This is a genomic window from Haloferax sp. ATCC BAA-644, from assembly GCF_000336975.1.
GTDB classification, from domain to species: domain Archaea; phylum Halobacteriota; class Halobacteria; order Halobacteriales; family Haloferacaceae; genus Haloferax; species Haloferax volcanii.
Genome location: NZ_AOLF01000025.1, coordinates 1 through 26,496, shown reverse-complemented (window position 1 = coordinate 26,496; position 26,496 = coordinate 1). Strand labels below are relative to the sequence as shown.

General features: G+C 68.6%; 30 protein-coding genes. 18 read left to right on the top strand and 12 right to left on the bottom strand.

Annotated elements, in window-relative coordinates:
* Positions 1-15: 15 nt before the first annotated feature.
* A complete protein-coding gene (locus tag C458_RS11885) occupies positions 16-702 on the bottom strand; it encodes a plastocyanin/azurin family copper-binding protein (RefSeq protein WP_008576005.1) in 687 nt (228 codons plus the stop codon).
* A gap of 269 nt (positions 703-971) precedes the next feature.
* On the opposite strand from C458_RS11885, the gene C458_RS11880 reads away from it, so the two are divergent.
* From C458_RS11880 to C458_RS17920, 7 genes are all read left to right on the top strand, one after another.
* Entirely contained in the window at positions 972-1,571 is a 600-nt protein-coding gene (locus C458_RS11880) for a hypothetical protein (RefSeq protein WP_004969479.1), read from the top strand.
* Positions 1,572-1,585: 14 nt separating this feature from the next.
* The gene (locus tag C458_RS11875; protein ID WP_008576003.1) at positions 1,586-2,239 is read left to right on the top strand and encodes a ubiquinol-cytochrome c reductase iron-sulfur subunit; all 654 of its coding nucleotides are present in this window, start codon (positions 1,586-1,588) and stop codon (positions 2,237-2,239) included.
* 1 nt (position 2,240) lies between these two features.
* Positions 2,241-3,674, top strand: a complete 1,434-nt coding sequence (locus C458_RS11870) for a cytochrome bc complex cytochrome b subunit (RefSeq protein WP_008576001.1) — start codon at positions 2,241-2,243, stop codon at positions 3,672-3,674.
* A gap of 38 nt (positions 3,675-3,712) precedes the next feature.
* Positions 3,713-4,195: a hypothetical protein gene (locus tag C458_RS11865; RefSeq protein ID WP_008575999.1), complete on the top strand. Its 483-nt coding sequence runs from the start codon at positions 3,713-3,715 to the stop codon at positions 4,193-4,195.
* Positions 4,196-4,274: 79 nt separating this feature from the next.
* Positions 4,275-5,891, top strand: a complete 1,617-nt coding sequence (locus C458_RS11860) for a lipopolysaccharide biosynthesis protein (RefSeq protein WP_008575996.1) — start codon at positions 4,275-4,277, stop codon at positions 5,889-5,891.
* 177 nt (positions 5,892-6,068) lie between these two features.
* A complete protein-coding gene (locus C458_RS11855) occupies positions 6,069-6,446 on the top strand; it encodes a winged helix-turn-helix domain-containing protein (protein WP_008575995.1) in 378 nt (125 codons plus the stop codon).
* 71 nt (positions 6,447-6,517) lie between these two features.
* Positions 6,518-6,787, top strand: a complete 270-nt coding sequence (locus C458_RS17920; RefSeq protein ID WP_239638761.1) for a hypothetical protein — start codon at positions 6,518-6,520, stop codon at positions 6,785-6,787.
* Positions 6,788-7,004: 217 nt separating this feature from the next.
* On the opposite strand, the gene C458_RS11850 is transcribed toward C458_RS17920, so the two are convergent.
* Both C458_RS11850 and C458_RS11845 read right to left on the bottom strand, forming a co-directional pair.
* On the bottom strand, positions 7,005-7,448 hold the full coding sequence (locus tag C458_RS11850; RefSeq protein ID WP_004042777.1) for a hypothetical protein: 444 nt from the start codon (positions 7,446-7,448) through the stop codon (positions 7,005-7,007).
* A 42-nt stretch (positions 7,449-7,490) separates the two neighbouring features.
* The gene (locus tag C458_RS11845) at positions 7,491-8,873 is read right to left on the bottom strand and encodes an NAD(P)/FAD-dependent oxidoreductase (protein ID WP_008575994.1); all 1,383 of its coding nucleotides are present in this window, start codon (positions 8,871-8,873) and stop codon (positions 7,491-7,493) included.
* A gap of 324 nt (positions 8,874-9,197) precedes the next feature.
* Between C458_RS11845 and C458_RS11840 the strand changes: the two genes are divergently transcribed.
* The 3 genes from C458_RS11840 to C458_RS11830 all read left to right on the top strand — a co-directional run bounded on the left by C458_RS11840 (position 9,198) and on the right by C458_RS11830 (position 10,840).
* Positions 9,198-9,425 (top strand): hypothetical protein, encoded by a 228-nt coding sequence (locus tag C458_RS11840; protein ID WP_004042773.1) that lies wholly within the window; start codon positions 9,198-9,200, stop codon positions 9,423-9,425.
* Between the two features lie 70 nt (positions 9,426-9,495).
* The gene (locus tag C458_RS11835; RefSeq protein WP_008575993.1) at positions 9,496-10,455 is read left to right on the top strand and encodes a D-2-hydroxyacid dehydrogenase; all 960 of its coding nucleotides are present in this window, start codon (positions 9,496-9,498) and stop codon (positions 10,453-10,455) included.
* Between the two features lie 124 nt (positions 10,456-10,579).
* The gene (locus tag C458_RS11830; RefSeq protein WP_008575990.1) at positions 10,580-10,840 is read left to right on the top strand and encodes a hypothetical protein; all 261 of its coding nucleotides are present in this window, start codon (positions 10,580-10,582) and stop codon (positions 10,838-10,840) included.
* Between the two features lie 49 nt (positions 10,841-10,889).
* Here the strand turns inward: C458_RS11830 and ilvD are convergent, their stop codons facing one another.
* From ilvD to C458_RS11815, 3 genes are all read right to left on the bottom strand, one after another.
* Positions 10,890-12,644, bottom strand: coding sequence for a dihydroxy-acid dehydratase (ilvD, locus tag C458_RS11825; protein WP_008575988.1), 1,755 nt, complete (start codon positions 12,642-12,644; stop codon positions 10,890-10,892).
* 96 nt (positions 12,645-12,740) lie between these two features.
* A complete protein-coding gene (locus C458_RS11820; RefSeq protein ID WP_008575985.1) occupies positions 12,741-13,361 on the bottom strand; it encodes a molybdenum cofactor biosynthesis protein B in 621 nt (206 codons plus the stop codon).
* A gap of 100 nt (positions 13,362-13,461) precedes the next feature.
* The gene (locus tag C458_RS11815) at positions 13,462-14,265 is read right to left on the bottom strand and encodes a winged helix-turn-helix domain-containing protein (RefSeq protein ID WP_008575983.1); all 804 of its coding nucleotides are present in this window, start codon (positions 14,263-14,265) and stop codon (positions 13,462-13,464) included.
* Between the two features lie 233 nt (positions 14,266-14,498).
* Between C458_RS11815 and C458_RS11810 the strand changes: the two genes are divergently transcribed.
* The 6 genes from C458_RS11810 to C458_RS11785 all read left to right on the top strand — a co-directional run bounded on the left by C458_RS11810 (position 14,499) and on the right by C458_RS11785 (position 19,650).
* Positions 14,499-15,539 (top strand): zinc-binding dehydrogenase, encoded by a 1,041-nt coding sequence (locus C458_RS11810; protein ID WP_008575980.1) that lies wholly within the window; start codon positions 14,499-14,501, stop codon positions 15,537-15,539.
* Complete coding sequence (locus C458_RS11805) at positions 15,529-15,855, top strand: hypothetical protein (protein ID WP_008575979.1); 327 nt, start codon at positions 15,529-15,531, stop codon at positions 15,853-15,855. The genes C458_RS11810 and C458_RS11805 overlap by 11 nt, the downstream gene beginning before the upstream one ends.
* 168 nt (positions 15,856-16,023) lie before the next feature.
* Positions 16,024-16,422 (top strand): DUF5802 family protein, encoded by a 399-nt coding sequence (locus C458_RS11800; RefSeq protein WP_008575977.1) that lies wholly within the window; start codon positions 16,024-16,026, stop codon positions 16,420-16,422.
* Between the two features lie 96 nt (positions 16,423-16,518).
* Positions 16,519-17,451, top strand: a complete 933-nt coding sequence (locus C458_RS11795; RefSeq protein ID WP_008575975.1) for a Vms1/Ankzf1 family peptidyl-tRNA hydrolase — start codon at positions 16,519-16,521, stop codon at positions 17,449-17,451.
* Between the two features lie 135 nt (positions 17,452-17,586).
* Positions 17,587-18,612 (top strand): DUF1611 domain-containing protein, encoded by a 1,026-nt coding sequence (locus C458_RS11790; protein WP_008575973.1) that lies wholly within the window; start codon positions 17,587-17,589, stop codon positions 18,610-18,612.
* Entirely contained in the window at positions 18,613-19,650 is a 1,038-nt protein-coding gene (locus tag C458_RS11785; protein ID WP_008575971.1) for a dipeptide epimerase, read from the top strand.
* 40 nt (positions 19,651-19,690) lie between these two features.
* Here C458_RS11785 and C458_RS11780 read toward each other — a convergent pair whose 3' ends face one another.
* Positions 19,691-20,785, bottom strand: a complete 1,095-nt coding sequence (locus C458_RS11780) for a hypothetical protein (protein ID WP_008575970.1) — start codon at positions 20,783-20,785, stop codon at positions 19,691-19,693.
* A gap of 103 nt (positions 20,786-20,888) precedes the next feature.
* Positions 20,889-21,710: a PspA/IM30 family protein gene (locus C458_RS11775; protein ID WP_008575968.1), complete on the bottom strand. Its 822-nt coding sequence runs from the start codon at positions 21,708-21,710 to the stop codon at positions 20,889-20,891.
* Between the two features lie 54 nt (positions 21,711-21,764).
* On the opposite strand from C458_RS11775, the gene C458_RS11770 reads away from it, so the two are divergent.
* Positions 21,765-22,421 (top strand): dienelactone hydrolase family protein, encoded by a 657-nt coding sequence (locus C458_RS11770; RefSeq protein ID WP_008575965.1) that lies wholly within the window; start codon positions 21,765-21,767, stop codon positions 22,419-22,421.
* A 108-nt stretch (positions 22,422-22,529) separates the two neighbouring features.
* Entirely contained in the window at positions 22,530-23,615 is a 1,086-nt protein-coding gene (locus C458_RS11765; RefSeq protein WP_008575961.1) for a hypothetical protein, read from the top strand.
* Positions 23,616-23,670: 55 nt separating this feature from the next.
* Here the strand turns inward: C458_RS11765 and C458_RS11760 are convergent, their stop codons facing one another.
* From C458_RS11760 to C458_RS11745, 4 genes are all read right to left on the bottom strand, one after another.
* Positions 23,671-24,000, bottom strand: coding sequence for a transcription factor S (locus C458_RS11760; protein ID WP_008575958.1), 330 nt, complete (start codon positions 23,998-24,000; stop codon positions 23,671-23,673).
* Positions 24,001-24,087: 87 nt separating this feature from the next.
* Positions 24,088-24,630, bottom strand: a complete 543-nt coding sequence (locus tag C458_RS11755) for a hypothetical protein (RefSeq protein ID WP_008575957.1) — start codon at positions 24,628-24,630, stop codon at positions 24,088-24,090.
* A 15-nt stretch (positions 24,631-24,645) separates the two neighbouring features.
* Entirely contained in the window at positions 24,646-25,569 is a 924-nt protein-coding gene (locus tag C458_RS11750) for a hypothetical protein (RefSeq protein WP_008575955.1), read from the bottom strand.
* Between the two features lie 84 nt (positions 25,570-25,653).
* On the bottom strand, positions 25,654-26,490 hold the full coding sequence (locus C458_RS11745; RefSeq protein ID WP_008578042.1) for an HTR-like protein: 837 nt from the start codon (positions 26,488-26,490) through the stop codon (positions 25,654-25,656).
* Positions 26,491-26,496 lie beyond the last annotated feature (6 nt).

The following is a 26,496-nucleotide window of genomic DNA, read 5'->3' as shown; positions in this document are numbered from 1 at the left end:
CGCGGGCGACCCGGCTCACTCGCTGTAACGGCCCGACGCCCGGTCGTATTTGGAGACCATCGCGACGACGGCGGTCCCGAGCCCGCCCGTCGCGGCCCAGAACTGCCACGGGAGCGACCCCGAGGACCCGCCGCTCGGGACGTAGGGGTACGACAGCGACCCCGCCTCGACGATGTCTCCCGACCCGGGCATGAGACCGGACCCCGGCTCGTTCGGAATCGCGCCCTCCTCGGCCGGCCCGCCGGGGTCGCCGCAGACGACCCGACCGACCATCCCGAGCTGCTTGTGCGGGCTACAGAAGTAGTCGTAGGTGCCCTCGACTTCGAACGTGTACGAGAAGCTCGCACCGGTCTCCTCCAAGAGACCGCTGTCGAAACCGGACGCGTCCGCCGGGATGCGCTGTTCGGCCTGATTCGACTCGGCGTAGGCCGTCGCGGAGTGGTCCCCGCTTTCGAGGACCCACTCGACGGTGTCGCCGGGGTCGACGTGCAGTCCGACGGGGTCGAAATAGTACTCCCCGTCTTCTGTCACCATCTGGATAGTATGGGTGGTCGAACCGCCGCCGCCCGAACCGCCGCCGGCGTCTGTACTGCCGCCTGACTCGGCGGTCGAGTTCTCGTTCGACGCCCCGGTGACGCCCGTCGAGGCCCCGAGGACGGCGACTCCACCCGCGATATTTTTCATGAACGTTCGTCTGTTCATAATGGTGTTTGAGTTCGTATTACCGCTGATACTGCCTACTACCTGACCGTTCGTCTACTATCTTGTAGTTCTGTTGGTTCTCGAACATTCCGAAACAGAAAGACAGATAACCGCTCGTCTGAACGCTTACGTGGCATCGTCGCTCCCGCGAATCCGCGGTCGACCCACAGTCGTGGGAGCGCCAATCCGGCAGTAACGATTAGGTAAGACTATTGGTACATTCATGAAATTCGTGGTGAACCCGACCCGACGTTCGGCGGTGAGAACCGATGCGGCGTGAGACCGCAGTCATCCTGCTCCTCATCGCGGTCGTACTGCTCCCGATGTGGTACGTCGCGCTGACGAGCGGGACCGAAGGCGGCGGTATCGGCGTCGGCACCGGCGCGGAACCGGTCGCCGTCAACACCTCGTCCGACCTCCAGCCCGCGAGCGGCTACCTCCCCGGCCCGGTCGAAGTCGGCGTCAATCAGGCCGGCGTCGTCGCGTGGGTCGCGCTCCTCGGGATGGTCGGCGTGATGGTCGGGACGAAGCGCTTCCTCGACCGCATCAGCCACCTCGGGGACTCCGTCGTCGCCGACGGCGGCCGCGCGACCGTCTCCGTCCCCCCGTACATGGAGACCGAGTCCAGACGCATCCTCGACTACGTCCCGGCCGTGTCGTCGCGGACGGGGCTGCTCGTCGTGGCGCTCCTCTCGTGGGTGGACGTGTCGTTCGCCGCCCTCCTCGCGCTGGAGGGGCTCGGCCCGGCGCGGACGCAGTTCCTCGGCACCTACGCCGGGATGCTGTTCCTCTCGCTCGCGCTGACCGTCCTCGCGTACACGGCGTACTTCGTCCCGAGCATCACCGTCGCAGAGACCAGAGACCACTGACCACCCGCACGGACATGAGCAAACGCACCACCGACACCGACACTGAGACCGACACCGACACAGACGCCCCGGACATCCCGCAGACAGACGACGAACTGACGCGGCGAAACATGGCGAAGCTCCTCGCCGGCATCGGCGGCGCGGCCGCCATCGGAAGCTTCGGCGTCGACTACGCGGCCGGGCTTCCCGGCAGCCTCGACACCGGAAGCGAGACGCTCTACGTCGAGGGAACCCGCCTCGTCGACAGGGACGGCAACCCACTGACCGCCGCCGACGCGCTCTCGACCGATGAGTTCGACAAGATGGACGTCTTCCCGGAGAAGGAAGGCGGCGGGGCGCTCGTCACGAAGCGCGCGACCACGCTCCTGCTTCGGTTCCCCGAAGACGAGTACGAGTCGCCGACGAACATCGAGGGGACGGCCAAGGGCTACGTGGCCTACTCGAAGGTCTGCACCCACGAGGGCTGTCTCGTCGCGGGCGAACAGGACTCGGAGCTCCGGTGTCCCTGTCACGGAAGCCTCTACGACCCCACGAAGGGTGCGTCCGTGACCGGCGGCCCGGCCTCGCGGGCGCTCCCGCAGCTCCCCCTCGGCATCGCCGACGACGAGGACGGGACGCTCCTGCTCGCGACGGGGCCGTTCGAGGGACCGATCGGGACGGAGGAATGAGATGACGGGGACAGCACCGGACGACGGCTCCGGCGACGACCGACCCGACGCGCGGCCGGACGGCGGCGAGGCGGGCGGCGACCTCCCGGAGACCGACCTGACGGTCCGGACCCACGAGGCGTACCCCAGAAACGCCCTGTTCGACTGGCTGGACCAGCGGCTCGAACTGGACCACACGCTCCTCGGCAAGGCGTTCCCGGAGGACAACTACGGCTCGTTCCTCCTCGGCGAAATCGCGCTTTTCACCTTCGTCATCCTCGGCCTGACGGGGACGTTCCTCGGCCTCCTGTACAATCCGGCGGTCAACAGCGTCACCTACGAGGGCAACGCGCTCCAGTACGCCGGCACGGAGGTCCCCGCGGCGTTCGCGAGCGTCCTGCACATCACCTACGACACCACCTTCGGGATGTTCGCGCGCATGATGCACCACTGGGCGGCGTACCTCTTTATCGCCGCAATCGCCCTGCACATGTTCCGCGTCTTCTTCACGGGCGCGTACCGCAACCCCCACGAGCCGAACTGGTTCATCGGGAGCACCCTCCTGCTTTTCGCCCTCGTGGAGGGCTTTTTCGGCTACGCGCTCCCCTACGACAACTTCAGCAAGACCGCGACGACCATCGGCTTCCAGATGACCGGCACGATTCCGGTCGTCGGGTCGTTCCTGCAGTCGCTCGTCTTCGGCGGGGCGTTCCCGGCGGGAGCCGACCAGGTCATCCCGCGGATGTTCTTCCTCCACGTCTTTCTCATCCCGGCCGCGCTGGTCGGCGCTATCGTCCTCCACATGGCCGTGTTGATGCGGCAGAAACACACCGAACACGCGCCGAGCTCCCGCGGCGAGGGCCGCCCCGACGACGATGACGACAGCGTCGTCGTCGGCATGCCGCTTTTTCCCCAGCAGTTCCTCGTTTCGACTATCGTCTTCCTCCTGACAGCCGCGACCGTCGCCTTCCTCGCGGGCTTCTTCCCGGTTCAGCGCATCGCCGCCATCGGCCCGGCGACGCCCACGTCGACGCCCTCGCACGTCGGCCCGGACTGGTTCTTCATGTGGGTGTTCGGCTCGCTGAAGATGATGCCCTCGTGGCTCGGCGAGTGGGGCCGGTTCGCCGGCGGCGTCGTCGTCCCCTCGCTCATCATCGGCGTGATGATGATTTGGCCGCTCCTCGATAACCCCGAACACCCGGTCCACTTCACCGCCGACCCGCTCGACCGACCGCTCCAGACGGCCCTCGGCGTCGCGGCCGTCATGCTCATCATCGTCCTCTCTATCGACGGGATGCGGGCCACCGTCGCCGCCGTGTTGGGCGTCTCCGACGCCGTCCTCTACCCGTGGCTCGTCGCGCTGACCGTGGGGATGCCGCTTTTCGACTTCGCCGTCGTCTACTGGCTCCTCAAACGCCGTAAACGCCGCAAGAGCCGGACCGGAACCGCCGGCTGACCGCACAGACCCGCGACCCACCGAACCCGACTTCGACTATGAACGTTCCACTCTCGCCCCGCGCGTTCCGCCTCGTCGACGCCGGCTCGAAGCTCGTCGGCCTCGTGGCGATAGCCGCTGCGCTCAACGGGGCCGCGGCCCCGCACTCGCTCGCGGTCGGCCTCGCGGGCTTCGTCGTCGGCGTCGGGACCGCGTTCCTCTCGCCCCGCGAGTCTCCATCCGACGACGACCGCGGAGACGACTCCGCCTTCGCCGCCGCGACCGACCCCGACGACGGCCCGCCCCGACGGCCGCTCACGAGCCTCGCAAAGCGCCTGTGGCGCAGTCGGCTGGCCCGACTTGGCGGCGCGCTCTGGCTCTCGGCGTTCGGCGTCGCGGCCGCCGGCGTCGCCCTTCGTGCCGCCGGCTCGTACCGCCTCGCGGCGACGCTGTTCGGGGCCTCCGGGCCGCTCGGACTGGTCGGCATCCTCGGCATCGTCGCCGGCGGTGGCTGGCTCGCGCTCACCTCGCGTCGGGACTGACCGCGGTCCCGCGCGGTGGTGACTCGCGGGCGAATCAGGCGACTTATTTTCGACCTCGACAAGCGACAGAGACGCGACCGTGCCCTCCGATACACCCGACGCCGACGGTTCCGACGACCGGAGTCCCGACGCCGTCCCCGACGCCGACATCCCCGACGACGAGCGCGAGGCGCTGTTGACCATCGGTCACGGCGCGGTCGTCGCCTCCGGCGGGCAGTCGCTCCAGCGGGCGCTGACGACGGCGACCGAGTACGCGCTTGCGCAGGGCCTCGGCCCGGTCACCTACGGCGTCTACGCGTTCGCGTGGCGCATCTCGCAACTCCTGTTTCGCCTCGTGAACTTCGGGTCGGTCGGGACGCTCCAGCGGTATCTCTCCGCGGACGACGACGACCCCGAGCGACGGGGGCGAGTGGTAGCACTGGCGTATCTCACGACTCTCGCGGTCGGGCTCGGACTCGCCGGCGGATTGGTGCTCACGAGCGGGCGGCTCAACGACGCGACGGTCTCGCACCCCGACTTCCCACCGACGATACACCTGTTCGCGGCGCTGGTCGTCCTCGTCGGCGTGGTGCGGATTCACGCCGGCGTCCTCAGAGCCGTGCAGTCGGCCCGCGGCGAGGCGCTTTTCAATCGCGTCCTCCGCCCGGCGGTCAAACTGGTCGGTGCCGTGGGTGCGATGGCGCTCGGGTACTCGCTGGTCGGCGTCGCCGCCGCGTTCGTCGTCGGTATGGCCGGACTCGCAGTACTCGGCTTTCCGATGGTCGTCTCGGCGAGCGGCATCCGACCGTCCGTCGGCGGCCTGCGCTCCGAGGCCCGGCGGTTCTACAACCACTCCGCGCCCATCGCGCTGAGCAGCCTCGGCAAGGTGTTCCAGAACCGCGTCGACGTGATGCTCGTCGGCTTCCTCCTGACCGCGAGGGCCGCGGGCGTCTACAACGTCGTGCTCGTGTTGGTGACGCTGGCGTGGATTCCGCTCCTCTCGTTCAACATGCTCCTGCCGCCGGTCGCGTCGAGGCTCTACGCCGACGACGAGATGGAGACGCTCAACGCGGTGTACACGGCGGTGACGCGGCTTATCGTCACCTGCGTCGTTCCGATTCTCGCCGTGCTCGCGGTGTACGGGCGGTCGATTCTCTCCGCGTTCGGCCCGAACTTCGCGGCGGGCTACGTCCCGCTCGTGGTCTACCTCGGCGGCGTGTTAGTCGGCAGCGCCGTCGGCGCGACGGGGTGGCTGCTCATGATGACCGACCACCAGTACGCCCGGATGGCGCTCGACTGGCTTCTGGCCGTCCTCAACACGCTCCTCACGTTCGCGTTCGTCCGGGCGTTCGGCCTCGCCGGCGCGGCGCTGGGCACGGCCGTCGCCATCGCCGTCCAGAACTCGGTTCAGGTCGTTCTCCTGCGGCGCTTCGAGGGGCTGTGGCCCTTCGACGCGACGTTTCTCAAACCCCTCGGCGCGGGCGTCGCCGCGGCCGGCGTCATGCTCCTCGTCCGCGAGACGCTGGTCGGAGCCGGGACCGGCGGACTCGTCGTCGTCGCCGGTGCGATACTGGGTGCGGTGACCTACGTCGTCGCGCTCGTCGCCCTCGGCGTCAACGACCGCGACAGACTCGTAGTGACGGCGCTGGCCGCCCGCTACCGCCGGGCGATACTCGTGGCTCTCGGTGGACGGTCCGGTACGTTCGGGGACCGATAGCGGTCGCTCCCGGGAGTTCGGAGTCGCCACGCTCGCGAGTGAGAGAGATACGATCCCCGAAGAAGCCTCTCGCCGAGAGTGTGTGTCGCCCAGAACACTATGAATCGACAAACTACTAGGAGGGACTTGACTAAGTACAGCAGTACACTGATTACATCAGCACACTAACTTCACAGTATGCCGGTAAGTATCGACGAGTTCGAGTCCGGGGATCTCCCACAAGGACCGAGCGTTCCGGAACAGGTGGTCGTCTATCTACACACCCACCGTGACCAGGCGTTCACTCGCTCGGAGATTGCGAGTGCGATTGGAGAGAGTCCGAATACCGTCGGGACCGCCCTTTCACGATTGAAGCGGCGTGAGCTGGTTCGGCACAAGGGGGAGTACTGGGCGATAACGAACGACAGAGATAGAGTCGAGTCTGCATACGACCTACACATCGTCAGTGAGCGACTCGACGGTGACGACGGTGGCATCGATGCGAACGAGTGGGACACGGCTGCACCGGATACACCGCATCCGAGTGAGCGGAACGCGGGCGAGGACGCGACGTAGATGCAACCGGAGCGTGCCGACGTGGTTCGAAGTTCAGATCCGTTCAAACTGGGTGACGACCGGCAGCGACCATGGCTCATCGTGAGCAACGACTCCACTCCCACCCGTTCGACGGCGAACAGTACATCGCTGTTGCCATCTCGACGAAAGAGTACGACGATTCGATTCCACTCACAGAGGACATCTGGGAAGTCGGTGGCGTTCCTCGGCAGTCGTTTGTCTCTCCGTGGGCGGTTCATTCACCACGAAGCGAGGACTTCGTCGCGTGGCAAGGATGCGTGACGAATGCATTCGTCGACAGCGTAGTCGAAGTAGTGGAGACGTATCTCAGAGAAGTCTGAGTTGTCGCCCAGAACACTAACGGCCGGTCTCATCCCGAGGCGGCGTGCCGCGTCGACCGGGAAACCCTCGTGCCGGGCGGTCCGTCTTTCGGGCGCGGACGTTCCGAAGTACGCCGGCGTCAGCCGGCCAGTAGCTGTTGCGCACCCGGGTTCGCCGTGCTGTCATCGCTCCCGAAGCGGGAACACTCGGCCGGGGACTTGAGGTACGCACCCGACCCTAGCGCGCCGGGGGTAAAACGAGTTCCGACCGGCGGGCGTCGTCGCCGGCGAAGAAGACGGCCCGAAGCCGGACGACCTGTCCGTCGACGCGGACGTAGTAGAGACGGTCCTCGGACCGGTCGACCGACGGGAGGGCGTCGAGGTCCGCGCGGAGGGCGTCGTAGTCGCTCAGACAGTCCGTGACGCTGGACTCGCGCGGGTGTCCCTCGGCGGCCGCCTCGACCACCTTCAGCACCCACGGGCTGTTTGCGACCCGCGGGTCGGCGGCGTCGACGACGGTCGCCTCCTCGGGTGCCGTTCCGACCAGTTCCGCCCGGAGGAAGATTTCGGCCGACGAACAGCCTCGAAGCGACGAACAGCCCGCGAGCGCGCCGGTCAGTCCGACGCCGACGGCGACGGCTCCGCGGCGGAGCAGCTGACGCCGAGAGGGTCGACCGGCCATCGACTAACAGAGATTCGGAGAAACCGATAACTCTTCGGTCGGCTACAACGCGTACTCGTCTTCGCGCAGTTGGACGTACTTGCCCTTGCGGTACTTCATCTTCGTTCGCTGGTACTGCGTGGCGAGTTTGGCGGCGCTGAACCCGGCGCTGAGCTTCGAGGCCCCGAACGCCTTGTAGCCCTCGTCCTTTTCGAGGAGTTTCCGGGCCGCCTTGAACGTCTTGTCCCACTGGGCGGGGCCGTAGTCGTGGACGATTTCGGCCATGGCGACGTTGCGGAGAATCTCGTCGCCGATGGCGTCCTTCCAGCGGTCGTTGTAGTCGCTCAGGTCGCCCTCGGCGGCGAGTTCGCCGGCGATGGCCCCCGTCCGGACGGCGACGTGGTCGCCGCCCTCGTGGAAGGCGGAGGTCGCGCCCATCGCGCCGCCCGTGACGGCGATGCCGGCTTTCGCGGGCGAGTCGATGGGTCGCGTCGAGGAGATGGCGTACGTCTCGGTTCCCTTCGTCTTCCCGCGGTCCTCGACGAGCGGGAAGTCCTCGTCGATGTCGTACTCGTCGCCGTACTCCTGTTCGAGGAGGCGGCGGACGTACTCCCGGCCCTGCGGGATGCGCTCGTCGTCCTCGCGGAGGAGCGCGTACGCATCGCGGTCCTCGACCCCGTCGATATCGAGGCCGATGGGCATCGTGAGCCCGACCCGGCAGACGTTGTTATCGTTCGGGAACACCCACGGGTACGCCGTGTGGCCGGGCATGTAGCCCCACCAGAACTTAATCGCGCCGTCGACCTCGTCGAACAGTTCCGGCGGGAACTCGCGGTGCTCCTGATAGGCGATGTGGTTCGCCTCGGTGGACGACAGCCGGTCCGTGATGGGGAACGGAAGCAGGTCGTCGAGCACCTTGTTCGTGACCGTCCGCTGGGGGCCGTCGGCGAGCACGACGAACGCCGCGCCCACGTCCTCGCCGTTGGCGAGGCGGACGACGTGGCGGGGGTCGTCGCCGGCGTCGAGGTCGGTCTCCACGTCGCGCACGGAGGCTTTCACGCGGTACTCCGCGCCGGCGTCTTCGGCGCGACTGCGGAGCCAGTCGTCGAACTTCGCGCGGTGGAAGGTGTAGCCGAACTCGTCGTACGAGGAGTCGATACCGGTGCTTCGAAGCGTCAGCGACTCGTTCGGCCCGATGAACTCCGCGCGGTCGAGGATATCGAGCACGATGTCGTCGGGGAACTCGTCGGGGTGGATGCCCATGATGTCCACCCAGTAGTCGAGGATACCGGCCGCGTCCGTCGAATCGGGCCCGAGGCCCGGTCGGTCTGCTCGGGGGACGCCCTTTTCGAGGACCACGGCGGAGGCCCCGGCCGAGGCCGCGGCGTGTGCCGCCGACGTGCCGGCCGGACCGCCGCCGATGATGGCGACATCTACGCGTTCCATACCGTTACAGCACTTTGCTCGGGTATTAAACCCCCTGAACCGACGCGGCGTCCAACGATTTCGAGACCGCGCGCCCGAGCGCCGCTCGCCGCGCTTTCCGGCGCGTGGCGCGACCGCGACACCGACGCGCCGCCGCTCGGCCACGCTCCGAGGACGACGCCCCGACGGCCTCCGCATCGCGCCCGACGATACGAGCAGAGATAATTTCGAGAAGACAAACATCTCGGTAGTTGCTATCGGTTTTGTCGGAGAATACCAACTAAATACCGCGTCTGATAACCAGAGACGGAGGTTTATAGCGGAGACCGCGGTAGCTCCGAGTCAATGACCGCAGACGAGCCGGACGAACCGCGAGAGCCCGTCGTGTTCCGCGACGAGACGGGCGACCTCGTCTTCGTCGACGGCGGCCCCGCCCCACAGGGGTATGCGCCCGTTGCGTGGAAACTCGGTGAAGACGGTTCCCGGTTCGTCGTCGACCCGACGGTCGATGCGGTCGCGGTCACCCGAACGATTTCGAAACGTCGCCCGCGGCGGCGCGAGCCCATCGAGTGAGCGGCCCCCCGCCCCGCTCTGCCCCGCCCGAATCGGACAGATTCATCACCGCCTTCGAGAATCATCGAGCATGTCCGACCCAGATATCGCGGTGCTTCGGCAGAAGATTCACGGCCTGTCTGCCGAGGCGTACGCCGAAACGCTCCGCGAGCGCCTCCCCGACCGCGAAGTCGCCCTCGCAACGACGCCCGCCGAGGAGCGCGACCTCCTCTCTCGCGTCCAAGTCGCGACCGGGTTCGACGTGAGCGAAGCCGACCTCGACGCCGCCGAGAACCTCGACCTGTTCGCCTGCGTGTTCGCCGGCACGGGCCACCTCCCCATCGAGGCGTTCGAGGCCCGCGACGTGGCCGTCACCAACGCCTCCGGCGTCCACGGCCCGAACATCGCCGAGCAGGTCCTCGGCAGCCTCCTCTACTTCGCCCGCCGCTTCCACGTCGCGGAGCGACAGAAGGAGGCGAACGTCTGGCAGTCGTACCCGACGGTCGAACTGCAAGGCTCGACGGTCGCCGTCGTCGGCCTCGGCGCGCTCGGCGAGGCAATCGTGGACCGACTCGACCCGTTCGGCGTCGAGACCGTCGGCGTGCGCTACTCGCCGGCAAAGGGCGGCCCGACCGACGAGGTCGTCGGCTTCGACGACGAACAGGGCCTCCACGACGCCTTCGCCCGCGCCGACTACGTCGTCATCGCGTGCCCGCTGACCGACGCCACCCGCGGCCTCGTCGACGCCGACGCGTTCGCGTCGATGGCTCCCGACACGGTCCTCGTCAACGTCGGCCGCGGCCCGGTCGTCGATACCGACGCACTCGTTTCCCAACTCCGGAGCAACGGCATCCGCGGGGCCGCCCTCGACGTGACCGACCCCGAACCGCTCCCCGCCGACCACCCGCTTTGGGAGTTCGAAAACGTCCTCATCACGCCCCACAACGCCGGCCACACCCCGAAATACTGGGAGCGCATGGCCGACATCATCGCTGAGAACCTCGACAAACTGGACGCCGGCGACGACGACCTGCGGAACCGCGTGGCCTAAGTCGAGCAGAACTACACCGGCGCCGCGGGCGCGGAGTCGGTGACATCGCAGATGCGGAGTCGGTGACGCCGCGACCGGATTCCGCACCGAAACTATCAACTCAGTAGCAACTATCGACTGCGCCGTGCAGTTCTCAGCGTGGCGGTGGAACCGAATTCTCGCCTTCTTCGGCGGTCTCGGACTCTTCGTGTTCGCCCCGTGGTCGGCGCTTTCGCCCGCCCTCCCGGCGTGGACGATAGACGTGCTTCGGTCCGTCCCGTTCGGCCTGTGCGTCTACGGGTTCACCGAACAGCCGCGAAACGTGATTGCGATGGTTCCGGCCGGAACCGCGCTCGGAATCGGGATACTCGCTCTGTACCGAGCGTTCGGATTCGGCCTGTTCTGACGGCTGACGGCGGCGTCCGCGTCGCGGGAGTCGCCGCGGCGACTCGCCGTTATTCGTCGCGCGTGAGCGCCGGGTTCGTCACCGCGCCGTTCGCGGCGGAGCCGAAGTCGCGGGCGTACTTTGCCAGCACGCCGGAGGTGTACGCCGGCGGCTTGGGTTCCCAGTCTTCTTTCCGCGCTTCGAGTTCCTCGTCTGTGAGGTCCACGGAGAGTTCGCGGTTCGGGATGTCGACGGTCACCTCGTCGCCGTCTTCGAGGAGGCCGATGGGGCCGCCCTCGGTCGCCTCGGGGGCGACGTGGCCGACCATCGGGCCGCGCGTCGCGCCGGAGAACCGACCGTCGGTGAGGAGCGCCACGTCGTCCTCGTGGCCCTGTCCGACCACGGCGGCGGTGACGCCGAGCATCTCGCGCATCCCGGGGCCGCCGCGCGGTCCCTCGTTGCGGATGGCGATGACGTCGCCTTCCTCGATGTGGCCCTCCTGCACGTAGCGCATCGCGTCCTCCTCGTTCTCGAAGACGCGGGCGGGACCGGTGTGGTGGAAGGCGTCGTCGCCGGTCACCTTCAGCACCGCGCCGTCGGGCGCGAGATTACCGGTGAGAATCTTGATTGCGCCCTCGTCCTGATACGGCTCGTCGACCGTGTAGAGGAAGTCCGCTTCGAGCTCGTCGTCGTCCGGGAGGTCGAGGTGCTCCAGTTCCTCGGCGATGGTGCGGCCGGTGACGGTCATCGCGTCGCCGTGGAACAGACCGGCCTCGACGAGGCGGCGGATGACGACCGGGATGCCGCCGATTTCGTGGAGGTCGTTCATGACGCGCGTGCCGCCGGGCTGGAGGTTGGCGATTTTCGGCGTGCGACGGGAGATGTCGTTGAACTCCTCGATATCGAGGTCGACGCCGGCCTCGGCGGCCAGCGCGAGCAGGTGGAGCACGGCGTTTGTCGACCCGCCGGTGGCGACCTGCAGGGTGATGGCGTTCTCGAAGGACTTCTTCGAGAGGATGTCGGAGGGGCGGCGGTCGTTCTCCACGCAGTCGAGGACGACCTCGCCGGCGCGGCGGGCGTTCTCGTAGCGCTCGTCGGACTCGGCGGGCGCGGAGGCCGACCCGAGGGGGGCCATCCCGAGCGCCTCGGAGATGGAGGCCATCGTGTTGGCGGTGAACATCCCGCCGCAGGAGCCCGCGCCGGGGCAGGCGTGGCGTTCGAGGTCGTCGAGTTCGTCGGCGCTCATGTCGCCTTCGGCGTAGGTGCCGACGCCTTCGAAGACGTTCTGGACGGTCACCTCGCGGCCCTCGTGTTGGCCGGGCATGATGGAGCCGCCGTAGAGGAAGACGGAGGGAAGGTCCGTCCGGATGGCGGCCATCATCATCCCGGGGAGGTTCTTGTCGCAGCCGGCGACGGTGACGAGCGCGTCCATGCGCTCGCCGAAGGAGACGAGTTCGACGGAGTCGGCGATGACCTCGCGGGAGACGAGCGAGGCCTTCATGCCTTCCGTCCCCATGGAGATGGCGTCGGAGATGGTGACGGTCCCGAACTCGATGGGCATCCCGCCCGCGGCGTCGATGCCCTCGATTGCCGCGTCGGCAACGTCGTCGAGGTGGACGTTACACGGGGTGATGTCGGCGGCGGGGTTCGGCACGCCGACCATCGGCGACGAGAAGTCCTCGTCGTCGAAGCCCATGGCGCGGAACATCGCACGGTGCGGGGCCTTGTCGGGACCCTCAGTGACCTCCGTGCTGCGGAGGTTCGGGTCCTTACCGCTGGAGAACACGTCGTCCGGGTCCTCCTCGCGTGGGGACTGCTGGCTCATACCTCTTCGGAGCGCGTGCGCGAACTTAAATGGCCGCGACTGGGCAGACGTTGCAGTCGGATTCGCCCGACGACCCCCGATTCTGTGGGCGTTTTCCTACTCCGCGTCGCGCCGCGCCAGTCCGGTGAGATGCGGTGCTTCCGGGACGATTATCTCCGCGGTTCCGAGCCGGGCGGCGTTCTCGCTCCCCGGCAGGCAGAACGTCGGCATCCCGTCGACGACGCCCGCGGTGGCTCGGGTGCCGACGACCCTGGTGCCGATGTCGTCGTACGAGAGCCGCCGGAACAGTTCACCGAAGCCGGGAAGCGTCTTCTCGAACAACTGCGTCGCCGCCTCGACGGTTCGGTCGTCGGGCGTGACGCCCGTTCCGCCGGTCGTGACCGTCACGTCGACGTCGCCGCGGTCGGCCATCCGCGCGACCGCGGTCTGTATCTCGTCGTAGTCGTCGTCGACGACCCGACGGACCGACACCGAGTGGCCCGCCTCGTGGAGCAGTTCCGCTATCGCGTCGCCCGCGGGGTCGTCGTCAACGTCGCGGGTCGAGGAAATCGTCAGCACCGCCGCTTCGAGGTCGTCGACGTCGTGGTGGTGATGGTCGCGGCTGTGGCTGTGGTCGTCGTGGTGGTGATGGCCGTGGTCGTCGTCGCCGTCCCCTCCGCCGTGGTGCTGGTCGCGGCCGTGGTCGTCGGCCCCGTGGTGCTGGTCGTGGTCGCTCACGGCCGCAGCTTCGTCGTCTGGCGATAAAATTCCCGCGTCGCCCGGCGGTCGTCGGTCTGCGGCTGCCGGTTCACGGACACGCCGCTTCGGAGGGCGCGGCTCACCCGCCGTCTGTGACTTCGTCGAGCGAGTCGAGCGTCAGGCGGTCCGCGTTCTCGCGGAGCGCTTCGAACTGGGCTGTGGCCCACTGGACGGCGGCTTCGGTGTCGTTGCGGGCGACCCCGCCGACGCCCGTCTCGGTGTAGACGACCAGTCCAGCCTCCGCTTCGGTCACCCAGAGGCCGAACCGGAACGGGACTTCCCCGCGGTAGAGCGTCACCGAGTCGTGTCGGAGCTGGTCGACGATAACCGCGTGCGAGTCCGGGGCGGCGGCGAGTCGGTCGAACAGCTCGTCGGCGATAACCATCTCGACGACCGTCCCGCCCTCGGTGGCGGTCTCGTAGAACGGGCGAAGTTGGCCGACGAGCGCGACCGGGGCGACGCCGTAGACTCGCTCCGCGTCCTCGACGCTCGAAAACAGCTCCTGAATCGCGCTGTCCGGGATGTCCGGCGTCGACGTGTGGACCGTCGCGCCCGTCAGAAACGCGGGGTCGAGCGGCGCGTCGGCCGGCAGCATCGACAGGAGGTCCCGAGCCGCGCGGACGCCGCGGAGCGAGTCGAGACACTCGTCGTACGCGCCGAGCGCGCACCGGCCGACGCAGGTCAGCCGATACCGACCCTCGGCGCGCTCGGCGAGGCCGGCGTCGAGCAGTTCGCGGACGACGCGGTCGACGGTCGACCGCGAGGTGTCGAGGTCGTCCGCGAGGCCGCGCTTGTCTCGCGGTCGCTCCGCGAGCGCCCGGATGAACGACGACCGCCTCACGAGGAGGTGCGAAAGCTGTGCTGAAGTCTCGTCTCCGTTCACGTACCTGATACTCCTTCGAACGGCGCCGAACGCCTGCCGATGCCGCTGTTCGGCTCGCCGAGACCCGTCGGCGAGTGCGGCTTCCAAACCCGACTGTGTTGGGAACGCTGCGTCGTATATATCTTCGCACCGATATGATTTGAACCCGCGAGATTCGTTGGCTGTCGAAAAATAGGAAAGACAATCGGCGTAAAAACACACTTTAGTTCCTGCCCATCGTCGGTCGGGTCGAGATGAAAGCGGTCCAATTCACGGAACACGGCGACCGAGGCGTCCTCGAATACGGCGACTTCCCGGACCCGGAAGTCGGTCCCGACGAGGTCCTCGTTGACGTGAAGGCGGCGTCGCTCAACCACCTCGACATCTGGACGCGGCGGGGGCTTCCGGGCGTCGAGTTGGAGATGCCGCACATCCCCGGCAGCGACATGGCCGGCGTCGTCACCGAGGTCGGCGAGCGCGTGACCCGGTTCGAGGCGGGCGACCGCGTCGCGCTCATCGCGGGGGTCGCCGGCGGCGGCGACGAGTTCTCCCGGAAGGGCGACCCGACGCTCGCGCCGGACTTCCACATCATCGGGGAGCACGTCCGCGGCGTCCACGCCGAGTTCGCGGCGATTCCCGAGGAGAACCTCGTGCCCGTCCCCGAGGGCGTGCCGTGGGAGGTCGCCGGCTCCGCGTCGCTCGTCTTCCAGACCGCGTGGCGGATGCTCGTCGACCGCGGCGAACTCCGCCCCGGCGAGAAAGTGCTCGTCCTCGGCGCGTCCGGCGGCGTCGGCCACGCGGCCGTCCAAATCGCTGACTACGCGGGCGCTGAGGTGTACGCGACCGCCTCCACCGACGAGAAACTGGAGTACGCCGAGGAGTGCGGCGCGGACCACGTCATCAACTACGAGGAAGACGACTTCTCGAAGGAGATTCAGAAGCTCACGGACGGTCGCGGCGTCGACATGGTCGTCGACCACATCGGCGAGGCGACCTACAAGCAGTCGCTCAAGAGCCTCGTCAAGGGCGGCCGGGTCGTCACCTGCGGAGCGACCACCGGCCCCGACCCGGGCGCGGGCCTCAACTACATCTTCTGGAACCAGCTTTCGGTCATCGGCTCGACGATGGCGACGCCCGGCGAGGCCGACGAGGTGCTCGACCTCGTCTGGGACGGCACCTTCGAACCCCGCATCCGCGAGACGCTCCCCATGAGCGAAATCGACCGCGCGCACGAGCTCATCGAGGAGCGACAGGGCTTTGGCAAGGTGGTCGTAATCCCCGATAGTGAGCTCTGACACCACGGCTCGGGACGACGCGACCGCCGAGTCCGACACCTACGTCCACCGACCCGACGGCGTCGCGGTCGGCGGCTCCGGCTCCGACTCGGAACCGGAGGCGACCGGCTTCGGCAGTCGCGGCTGGGTGCTCGTCGGCGTCGTCGCGCTCTGTTTCCTCGTCATCCCCGGCGCGGTGTATCTCGTGCCGTCGCTCCCGGCGATGGCCGGCCTGCCGTACCTCGCGGCCATGCTGGCCCTGCCGATGCTCCCGGCGCTCGCGCTCGGCCTCGTCGCCGTCTGGTCGATGACCGCGGCGACCCGCGGCGACGAGTAAAGCCCCCGTAACCGGCCCGTTTTCGCGACCGATTCTCCCCCACTAGCGCCGCGTTCTCGTCTGCCGATGCCGACTGCCGTCCCCGAGTCCCGGCGGTGGAATTGCGTGTCGATATAAATGGTTCCGACAAGGCTTATCACTGTTCATGGTTGACATTCACACGCACAGATGTTCGAACGCTTCTCCAGCAGTTACTTCCTCGGCCGGTTGTACGTCGAACCGTACGACGGGGCCGAGGCGGCGATTCACCGAACGGAACACGAGCGACTCAACGAGTGCGTCTACACGGACGGCCGCGGCGTCGAGCGAGTCGACTACCCGCTCGTGATGAAACTCGACACGGCCCACTTCCCGGTCGTCGGCGACGACGGCGTTCCCTCGGGGACGCTCGCGCTCCCCCGAGACGCCGTGGACTCCGACGCGCTCCCGGACGACCGACCGGTGCTTCTCGCCGACGCCCCGCGAGCCGCCGAGTTGCTCCGGTACGCCGGCTACGATCCCGACGACCTCGCACCCGGCGACCCCGGCGGCTCCGGCCCCGACCGACCCGACGACAGGCTGGCCTGAGTCGCTCTGCCGCCGTCGTCGCGCTGGCGGAACGCCCGCCGCGCGCCTCGTCCCCGCGTCCGAACGCTCAAGTGGTCGGCCCGCACGCGTCCGTGTATGCTGGACGAGTTGTTGGGTCGAGCCGAACTCAAAGCGCGCATCGCCGAGTTGGAAGACGAACGCGACGCGTTAGCCGGGCGTCTGGAGGGCGAGTCCGAGCGGCGAGCGGAGGCGGCCCGCGCGCGACAGGAAGCCGAGGCGGAGGTCAACCGCCTCGAAGACCGCATCACCGAACTCGAAGACCGCGTGGAGCGCCTCTCGGGCGACGACGACTCGCTGGACTTCCGCGGGACCGAGGGCCTCCGCGGCGACCGCCTCCGCGAGGTGCTGTCGCGCCTCGACTCGCTTTCGACCGACGCGGAGGGCGCGCTCACCGCAGCCGTCTCCGACGACCGCTCGCTCCCCGCGGCCGCCGACTCCGCCTTCGGCGGCCGCGCCCCGCTCGTCCGCCGGGCCGCGCCCTGCGTCGCGCTCACCGACGACGCCGGAGTGGTGAGCGTCGCGCTCTCGCCGCCCCGCCAGCCCGACGACTTCGACCGCTGGAGCGACGGCTTCGACCTCGACCCGGCGTGGTTCCACCCGACCGAGACCACCGCCGTCGCGCTCGTCCGCGGCGACCTGTTCGCCCTCGGCCGCTACGAGGGCGGCGACCTCGAATTCGTCGAGGGCTTCGAGAGCGACGTGAAGTCGGCCCACTCGAAGGGCGGGTTCTCGCAGGCGCGCTTCGAGCGCATCCGCGAGGGCCAAATCGACGACCACCTCGACCGCTGTCACGAGACGCTCGACGAGTTCCTCGGCGGCGGTTCCGGCGCGGTCGCGGAAGCCGCCGGCGACGACGCAGACCTCGTCGTGCTCGGCGAGCGAACCGTCCTCGGTGAGTTCCGCGACCGCGCCGCGCTGACCGCGACCGTCGACGCCAGCGGCGACCCCGAGACGGCGCTCACGGAGGCGTCCAGAGAGTTCTGGACCACGCGGCTCTACCGGCTCTGAGCCGGCGGCGACGCCGCGGATGTTCGCCCGCGACTCTCCGATTACGCCGAAGACACGCGGACGACTCGGCGGCGCGACCCGGCAGTCGCCGCCGAATCGCCTCCCCTTTTAGGGTGGCACGTAGTGACACCCTGTATGAGCGACCCACAGCGAGTCGTCGTCCTCGCACACGAGAAGTTCCCCGGCCGCGCGAAGACCGCCACGGGCGTCCTGAAGTACGCCGACTACGACGTGGTGGCCGTTCTCGACCGCGACAACCCCGGCACCTCCGCGGCCGACCACCGCCGCGACCTCCCCGACGTGCCAGTCGTCGCCTCGATGGCCGACGCGCCCGACGCCGACGCCCTCCTCGTCGGCATCTCGCCCATCGGCGGCGCGTTCGACGAGACGTGGCGCGACGACGTTCGCACCGCCCTCGAACGCGGCTGTGACCTCATCTCCGGCCTCCACTACTTCCTCACCGAAGACGAGGAGTTCGCCCGCCTCGCCGCCGAACACGGCTGCGACATCAACGACGTTCGCAAGCCCCGCGACGACCTCGGGGTCGCGCAGGGCAAAGCCGCCGACGTCGACGCCGAAGTCGTCCTCACCGTCGGCACCGACTGCTCGGTCGGCAAGATGACCGCGACGCTCGAACTCGTCGAGGCCGCCCGCGAGCGCGGCATCGACGCGGGGTTCATCCCGACCGGCCAGACCGGCATCATGATTGCGGGCTGGGGGAACCCCGTCGACCGCGTCGTGAGCGACTTCACCGCCGGCGCGGTCGAGGAGATGATTCTGGAGAAGGGCGACGAACACGACGTGCTGTTCGTCGAGGGCCAAGGGAGCATCGTCCATCCGGCGTACTCCGCGGTCACCTGCGGCATCCTTCACGGCGCGATGGCCGACAAACTCGTCCTCTGTCACGAGGCCACCCGGGAGGCGATTCACGGCTACGAGGAGTTCGCCCTGCCCGACCTCTCGGAGTACGTCTCGCTGTACGAGAACCTCGCGGACCCCGTCCACGAGGCCGACGTGGTCGCCGGGATGCTCAACACCTCCCACGTCGACGACGACGTGGAGGCGGCCGAGGCCGTCGACGCCTTCGCGGACGAACTCGGCGTCCCCGCGGTCGACCCCGTGCGGTTCGGCTCGGCCGACCTCGTCGACGAGGTGTTCTAGATGCTCGCGACCGAGTTCGAGCGCGTCTCGATGTCGCTCGCGGAGCCGTTCGGCATCGCCCGCGGCGTCCAGACCGACGCCGAGAACGTCGTCGTCCGCATCGAGGACGAAGGCGGCATGACGGGCGTCGGCGCGGCCGCCCCGTCGTCCCATTACGGCGAAACCGCCGACACCGTCGAGGCCGTCCTCCCCGACCTGCTGTCTGTGGTCGAGGCGGTCGGGGACGCCCACGCCATCGACCGCATCGAGCGCGAGATGGCCGAGACGGTCCGCCGCAATCCCGCCGCGCGGACCGCCGTGAGCATCGCGCTGCACGACCTCGCGGCCAAGCGCCTCGGCGTCCCGCTGTACCGCCTCTGGGGGCTCGACCCCTCGCGGACGCCCACCTCGTCGTACACCGTCGGTCTCGACGACCTCGACACGATGCGCGAGAAGACCGCCGAGGCCTACGAGGCCGGCTACGACGTGCTCAAGGTCAAACTCGGCACCGACCGCGACCGCGCCATCATCGAGGCCGTCCGCGACGAGGCCCCCGGCGCGACCGTCCGGGTCGACGCCAACGAGGCGTGGACGCCCCGCGAGGCCGTCGAGATGACCACGTTCCTCGCGGACCACGGCGTCGAGTTCGTCGAACAGCCGGTCCCCGCCGAGGACCACGAGGGCCTGAAGTTCGTCTACGACCGCGGGGCGCTCCCCATCGCAGCCGACGAGTCCTGCATCACCGCCGCCGACATCCCGCGCATCGCTGACCGCGTCGATATCGCGAACCTCAAGCTGATGAAGTGCGGCGGCCTCACGGAGGCGAAACGCGCCATCCACGCCGCCCGCGCCCACGGGCTGGAGGTCATGCTCGGCTGCATGATAGAGTCGAACGCCGCCATCGCGGCGGGCTGTCACCTCGCGCCGCTGCTCGACTACGCCGACCTCGACGGCTCGCTCCTCCTCGCGGACGACCCCTACGAGGGCGTCCCGATGCCGAACGGCGAAATCGACCTCGACGCGCTCGACCGACCGGGGACCGGCGCGCAGCGTCGGTGAGCCGGGCGCGGTAACGCGGCGACGCCGACCCGAACCCCTGTCAGGACTCCCAGTCGAGGTCGTCTTCGCGGGTCTCCGACCGGAGCACGAACGGCCCGATGGAGAGCGTCCGTTTTGCGACCGTCGAGATGCGGAGGACCGCGGCCGCGAGCACCGCGAAGGGCGCGAGCGAGACGGCCACCACGAACGCCACGGTGAGAAGCAGGTTCGACACGCCGAGCGTCGCGCCCGTAATCGTCGTCGGGTCGTCGAGAAAGAGAATCGCGCCGATGCTCGCAACCAGCGCGGGAACGGCCGCGTAGAACATCGTCCGCGAGAGGTCGACCAGTTCCCACCGGAAGTACAGCGTCTTGACGTGCTCGCGCGCGGGACCGAACAGTTCGAGCGCGTCGCGAAGCTCCGACAGCGCCGTCTTCGTCTCCGCCGAGAGGTCGGCGTCGTGGACGCGGCGGAGCCGCGCCGCCTGATAGATTTTCCACGAGTAGTTGAGGTCCAGCGCCGCCGACAGCACTGCGAACGTCCCGAACTGCCGGCCCTCCAGCCGCCCGGCGACCGCCTCGGCGTTCGACTCGACCTCCCTTGCGAACTCACGGACGCGGGTCGGCGGGTCGGCGTCGCTCGCGGCCGCGCCGTCGCTCTCGCCGGCGTCCCCGTTCCCATCCGCATCGAGCGTGTCTTCGACCGCCCGCGCCCGCGACGCGATGCCCTCGGCCAGCGCGCGCAGGAACGCCGACGGCTCCGGCGGCGCGACCGGCGCGTCCAGCAGGTCGGCCACGTCCTCGCGGAAGTTCATCGACCCCTCCATCCGGTCGCGCTGGTCGCCCAGCGGCCCGAGTTCCCGCGAGAGCACGAGCTGGTTGATGGTGACGACGAGCGTGACGCCCGTGATAATCGCGGTCAGAAGCCCCTGCGCGAGCGTCTCGATTGGGTCCGACGACTCGACGGCGACCCGGAGCGGGGTCGGGTCCAGTTGGCCGAGGACGACGACGCTACAGAAGACGACGACGAGCGGGGCCGCGGCGACGACGCGGCGGTCCGCGTCGAGGAGGGCGCGGAGCTTCGCGCGGCTCGTCGTCCCGCGCTCCCGCATCGTGTCGTCGGGCTCGCCGGCCGACGGCCCGCCGGTGTTCGACATGACCGAAGCTATCGCGGGGCGGGGTCAAGTGCGTACTGGCGGGCGAGTCGCGGGAGCGGGTGGGCCGTGGGGGACTGCACGGCGTCGGTTCGGGCGGGCGCGCTCAGGAGGACGAGGAGTCGTCTTCGTTCTTCAGCTCTTCGAGTTCGGCTTCGACCTCCTCGTCGGTCACGTCGGTCTCGACGTCCACGTCGGCGTCGGCCGAACTCTCGCTCGACGACCCCGACGACTTGCCCATCTCGGCTTTGAGCGTCTCCAGTTCGGTGTCGACCTCGGCGCTGGTACGGCCGGCTTCGAGTTCGCGCTCGATGGAATCCTTGTCCGACAGCGCGTCGTCGAACGCGCCGGAGTCCATGAGTTCGTCCATCGCGGCCGAGCGGGCCTCCATCTCGTCGGTCTGCTCCTCGGCGCGTTCGAGCGCGCGCCCCACGTCGGCCATCTCGTCGCCGACGCCGGTCATCGCCTCGGAGACGCGGCTCGACGCCTCGGCGGCCTCGTAGCGGGCCTTCATCGTCTCCTTTTTGGTGCGGAACTCCTCGATGCGGCTCTGGAGTTCGTCCTTCTTGTTGACCAGTTGGTCCTGTGTCTCCTGCAAGCTGGCGATTTGCGTCTCCAGCTCCTCGATTTGGCTCATCTTGGCCTGCTTCTTTTCGAGCGCCTTGCGGGCGAGGTCCTCGCGGTCCTGCTGGACGGCCTCGCGGGCCTGGTCGTTGTGCTTTTCGACGTTCTCTTCGAGGCGACGCTTCTGTATCTCCAGTCGCTTCTTCTGGGTGGTCAGGTCGGCGATACCCTGTTTGACCTGTTGTAGCTCGTCGCGCATCTTCTCGTAGGAGTAGTCGAGCGTCTCCGTCGGGTCCTCCGCACGGTTGAGGAGGGAGTTTATCTTCGACCGGATGACGTACGACGTGCGAGAGAGAATTCCCATACCCCATTACTACGCGACGTTCGGCTTAAAACCTCACCAGCGCAACCTGTCCCCATGACCGAGACGATTCTCGTGCCCGGCGGCCGCGACGTGCGGGCGACCCTCGACCGCGCCCGCGGAGACGGTATCGACGACGCGGACGAGACTGACGATACCGTCGACGCGGCGGCCAGACGCGACGCGGTCGTCGTCGCCTGTCCACCCCACCCGCAACAGCAGGGTCACCGCGGCGACGCCCGCCTCGTCGCCGTCAGCGATGCGCTCACCGCCCGCGGCGTGGACTGCCTCCGGTTCGACTACGGCGCGTGGGACGAGGGCTACGGCGAGCGCGCCGACACCCTTCGGGCGGTCGAGTGGGCCGCGGAGCGCTACGACCGCGTGGGCCTGTTCGGCTTCTCGTTCGGCGGCGCGATGGCGCTCCTCGCGGCCGCCGAGGGGGCTGACGTGGGAGCCGTCTCCGCGCTCGGCCCCGCCGGGCGACTCGCCGACGACCTCGACGCGGTCGCCGCCTTCGACCGCATCCCCGTCCCCGTGCAGGTCGTCTACGGCACCCGCGACGACATCGCTGACTGGAAGCCCGTCGTCGAGCGCGCCCGCGAGTACCACCAGCCGGTCGTCGAGTTCGCGGCCGACCACTTCTTCGTCGGACAGGCAGACAAGGTCGCGGCCGCCGTCGCTGACTTCCTCGTATCGAACCTCGGCGTCGAGTGAGAACGGAAGTGAGCGACTGGGTCGCCCCCGCCGTCAGCGACCTGCGACGAACCGCCCGACGAAAATTCGACCGAACGACATTTTTGGTTCGACTCCGAAGCCGGGATTATGGTCCCCCGAAAGCGACTCGCCGCCGTCGTCGCCCTTCTCCTCGTCGGCGTCGCGCTGAGTCAGTCGTTCGCCGTCGCAACCACCACCTCGTCGCTCGAATCGACGTACGAAGCCGAGGAAGTGACCGCCGACTCGCCGCCCGGCCGCGTCGCCTCCTACGACCCCGACGTGGTCAACCTCGACGAGGCGGTGAACCGGACGCCGCAACTCCGAGAGCCGGTCGCCACCGCCGCCCGCACCGGCCGGTACGACGGCGACATCGAACCCGAGGCGTACATGACCCTCTCGGACGTGAACGAGGACGCCGCGTTCGCGGTCTACGACGGCCGGTACTATCGGTTCTCGCTGAACGTCTCGGGCGACCCGGTTCGCGCGACCATCGAACTCGACCCGACCGACTGGGAGACCGTCGCCGCCGGGGCGTCGTCGCCCGCCGCGAACGCCAGCGCCGACGTGCGCGAGGCCATCGACGGCGGCACCGTCACCAACAGCACCTTCGTCGTGCCGGGGCTCTACGAGCGCGGCGACGCGCACTACCTCGTCCACCCGGCGAACGAGGGCGAGATTCTCGGGAACTTCCTCGCCCTCATCGGCGGGTTCCTGTTCAACCCCATCGGCTGGGCGTACACCGTCGCCGGCCTCGGTCTCCTCGGCGCGCTCCGGATTCACGGCCGCGCCCGCCCGCTGGACCGCAGAACCGCCCTACTGGTCGTCCCCGGCACGCTCGTCGCCATGTGGCTGGCGACGACGCTCACCAACTCGGGGTCGCTCGGCATGCGCTACGTCCTCATCCCCGGTATCGGTGCCGTGGCCGCCTTCGGCCTGTTCGCCGGCTTCTGCATCCGCCGCGGGTCGTGGAAGTCGCTCGTCGGCTGGAGCGTCGCGCTCGTCGCGGTCGTCATCGCGGCCGACGCCGTCGCCATCGGCCTCGTCGGGACGATTTTCGGCGCTCTGGGACTCGTCGTCGGCTGGTTCGGGAGCCTGTTGCTCGTCCCCTACGGCTACGCGCTCGCGAGCGATTCCGAGGACGAGCGTGAGGATGGGCCGGGGGCGGTGACGGCCGCGGAGTTGGGAGAGGGGTGATTCGGCTCTCGGGGCTTGATTCGTGAGCGTGGAGAAATGGGGCGTCGTCAGGCTCTCAGTTGTACTCCCGCCACCGATACCCGCACTCCTGACATTTAAAGAACCGCGTCGGCGGTTCGTCGGCAGAGCCGGTCTGTTTGATGGTGTACCACGCCTTCGTGTGGCCGCAGTCGTCGCAGTGCACGTCCTTCGCGGTCGGCTTGCCCTCGAACTCCGCGCCCTCTTCGGTCTCGATGAGTTCGTCGCCCGACTGCGCCTCGGTAGAGACGAACTCCGCCGCGAGTTCTTCGTCGCGCTCGGCGGTGCCCCCGCAGTCGTCGTTCGTGCAGGTCATCGCGCCGTTCTGGTTCACCATCATCGAACCGCACTCGTCGCAGAACTGCATACCCGCCGGTAGCGGACCGAGGGCAAAGAAGCTGTCACTCCGAGCCGTCGCGGGAAGAGTCGGGTCCGGCCCGCCGCGCGACCGCCGTCAGTCGTCGTTCTCGACCATCGGGCAGTTCCGCACCCGGAAGTGGTCGCCGTCTTCGAGTTCGACGATGGTCGTCCCCCCGTGGTGGCACGCGAGTTTCGGCGGCGCGGCGAAGTGCTCGCAGCGCTGGCAGAACTCGGTCTTGGGGACGACGTGGTCCGCGGCGCCCTCGCCGTCGTCGACCGGGGTGGCCTCGGCGCCGACGCCGACACCCTCCGATTCCGCCGCGTCCCCACCTTCGACGAGCGCCGTCCACACGTCGTCGCGGTCGAGTTCCCCGACTTCGACCGACTCGAACAGTTCGTCCACGTCGTCGCCTTGGTCGGAGACGTGCGAGCGCCCGCGGCGCTCGGCCACGCGGCCCGCGAGGTCCGAAAGCGGGGCCGAATCGTCGTCGCGGCCGTCACGGTCCGCTTCCGGGGTGTTCTCGGCGTCGGAGACGCCGTCTGTCGGGTCGGAGCGCTCGGGTCGTCCGTCGTCGCGGTCACCGAGGGTGAACGGCTCGTGTCTCGCCGCGTCGTCCGTGTCGTTGTCGTCGGTCATCGTCCTCGTGGGGTGTCAGTCGTCACCGTGTTCGCTCCCCGCCGCAGCGCCCTGCTGGGGCGACTCCTCCTCTCGGGGAGCCGCGGGTCGGTCGCGGTCGGTCACGTCGCCGGTCGCGGGGTCGTCGTCGACCACGCCGGTGAGCGCCTCGTCGAGCAGGTCTTCGACCGCGTCGGTCGCGCGGGCCGAATCGGCCGACTCCAGCGCGGGGGGGCGACCGGTGTGGAGCGTCGCCGAGCCGAAGAAGCCGGGCGACGACGACAGGTCGCGGAAGGGGGTCCGACACGACGGACAGCGGGGCTCGGCGAGCAGGTCTAAGTGAACGGTCTCGCCGCAGTCTTCGCACCGGGCTTTCTTCTCTCCGGTCGCGTTCGCAGTCCGGAGGAGCTCCGAGAGCGCCGTCCGTTCGCGCTCGGCGGCTTCGAGGTCCGCCGCCCTCGCGCGGAGGTCCAACAGCGTCCGCGCGACCGTCCGAAGGTTCTCGTCGACCGTCGCGGTCGTCTCGTCGAGATAGGTGAGAATCTCCTCGAAGTTCTCGAAGCCGGCGTCGACCCGCTCGTCGAGGTCAGCCATGCGGTTTCGGGTCGCGTGCACGTCGTCGGCCAGTCGGTCGAGTTCGGCGTCCAACTCCGGGTGCGCGTGGTCGCGCGGCGCTTTCTCGTCGGTCTCGCGTTTGACCTGCACGACGCGCGTCCGCACGTCGGATATTTTTTCGTCCAGTTCGCCTTCGAGCGCCTCGACGCGCCCTTCGACCCCGTCGAGGCGTTCGGGGACCGTCGCGTCGCCGTCGAGCGATTCGCCCGCATCGCTCACGGCGAGCCGGTAGGTCCCGAGGGCCCGCGCGAGCACCGTCTCCGGGTCGACGCCCTCCTCGTCGGCGCGCGCTTCGACCCACGTGCGGAGGTCGTCTGGGAGCGACGCCCGGTCTTCCCCTTGCATCTTCGTCCCCTCTTTGTCCCTGTGGACTTAAGAACTATCCCCGAATTCTCGACAGTTCATCGCGTCCCCGTCGCGGCGGGTCGCTCAGCGAATCTTCCGCACGTCGCTCACGTCGAGGCCGCTTTCGTTGATTTCGGTCTCGAACTGCACGATGTTCTCGCTCTCCAGTCGGGCGAGCACGCCGCGGAACTCTTGGACGACCATCGTCCGCGCGCGCTTCGACCCGCCGGACTCCCACTCGAACAGCAGCGTCCCGCCGGTCGCGCCCTTGAGGACGCCGAGTTCGGTCTTCGAGAGCGCCTCGGTGCTCGCGAGCACGAGGATGAGCCCGCCCCACTGGTAGGAGGCCTTCTCCAGTCCCTTGATGACCATGGCGATGTCCGACCACGTCATCTCGTCGGACTGACTGGCCACGAGGTCGGTCAGGGAGTCGATGACGACGAGGTTCCCGGCGGCGTGTTCGCTCAGGGTGCTCCCCAGCGCGCCCAACACGGATTCGCGGTTGTGTCGGTGGCCGAGGTCCTCTAACTTCGTCGGCTGGCCGAGGTACCACTCGCGCGGAATCGGGCTGAGCTGGAAGTACTCCGGCGAGAGGTCGTGAAACTCGATGTGTTCGACCGCGGACTCGACGACTTCGTCGTCCATCGTGTACCCCATCTCGCGGCATAGGTACTCCTCGCCGGCGGTAAACGAGACGTAGTGAATCTCCGGCGGCGGCGTCGCGGTGTCCGCGAGCGAGCCGTAGTGGAGGTCGAACAGCTCCTCGTCGGTGTGCGAGAGGGCGTTCATCGTCGCGCTCGTGTAGAGGAACTCGCGAGCGCCCGCGCCGGACTCCCCCGCGAGGAGCACGACGTTCCCCGGGGGTGCGCCGCCGCCGATGATGCTGTCGAGGCGGGGGACGCCGAAGGGGATTTGAGACATATCGAA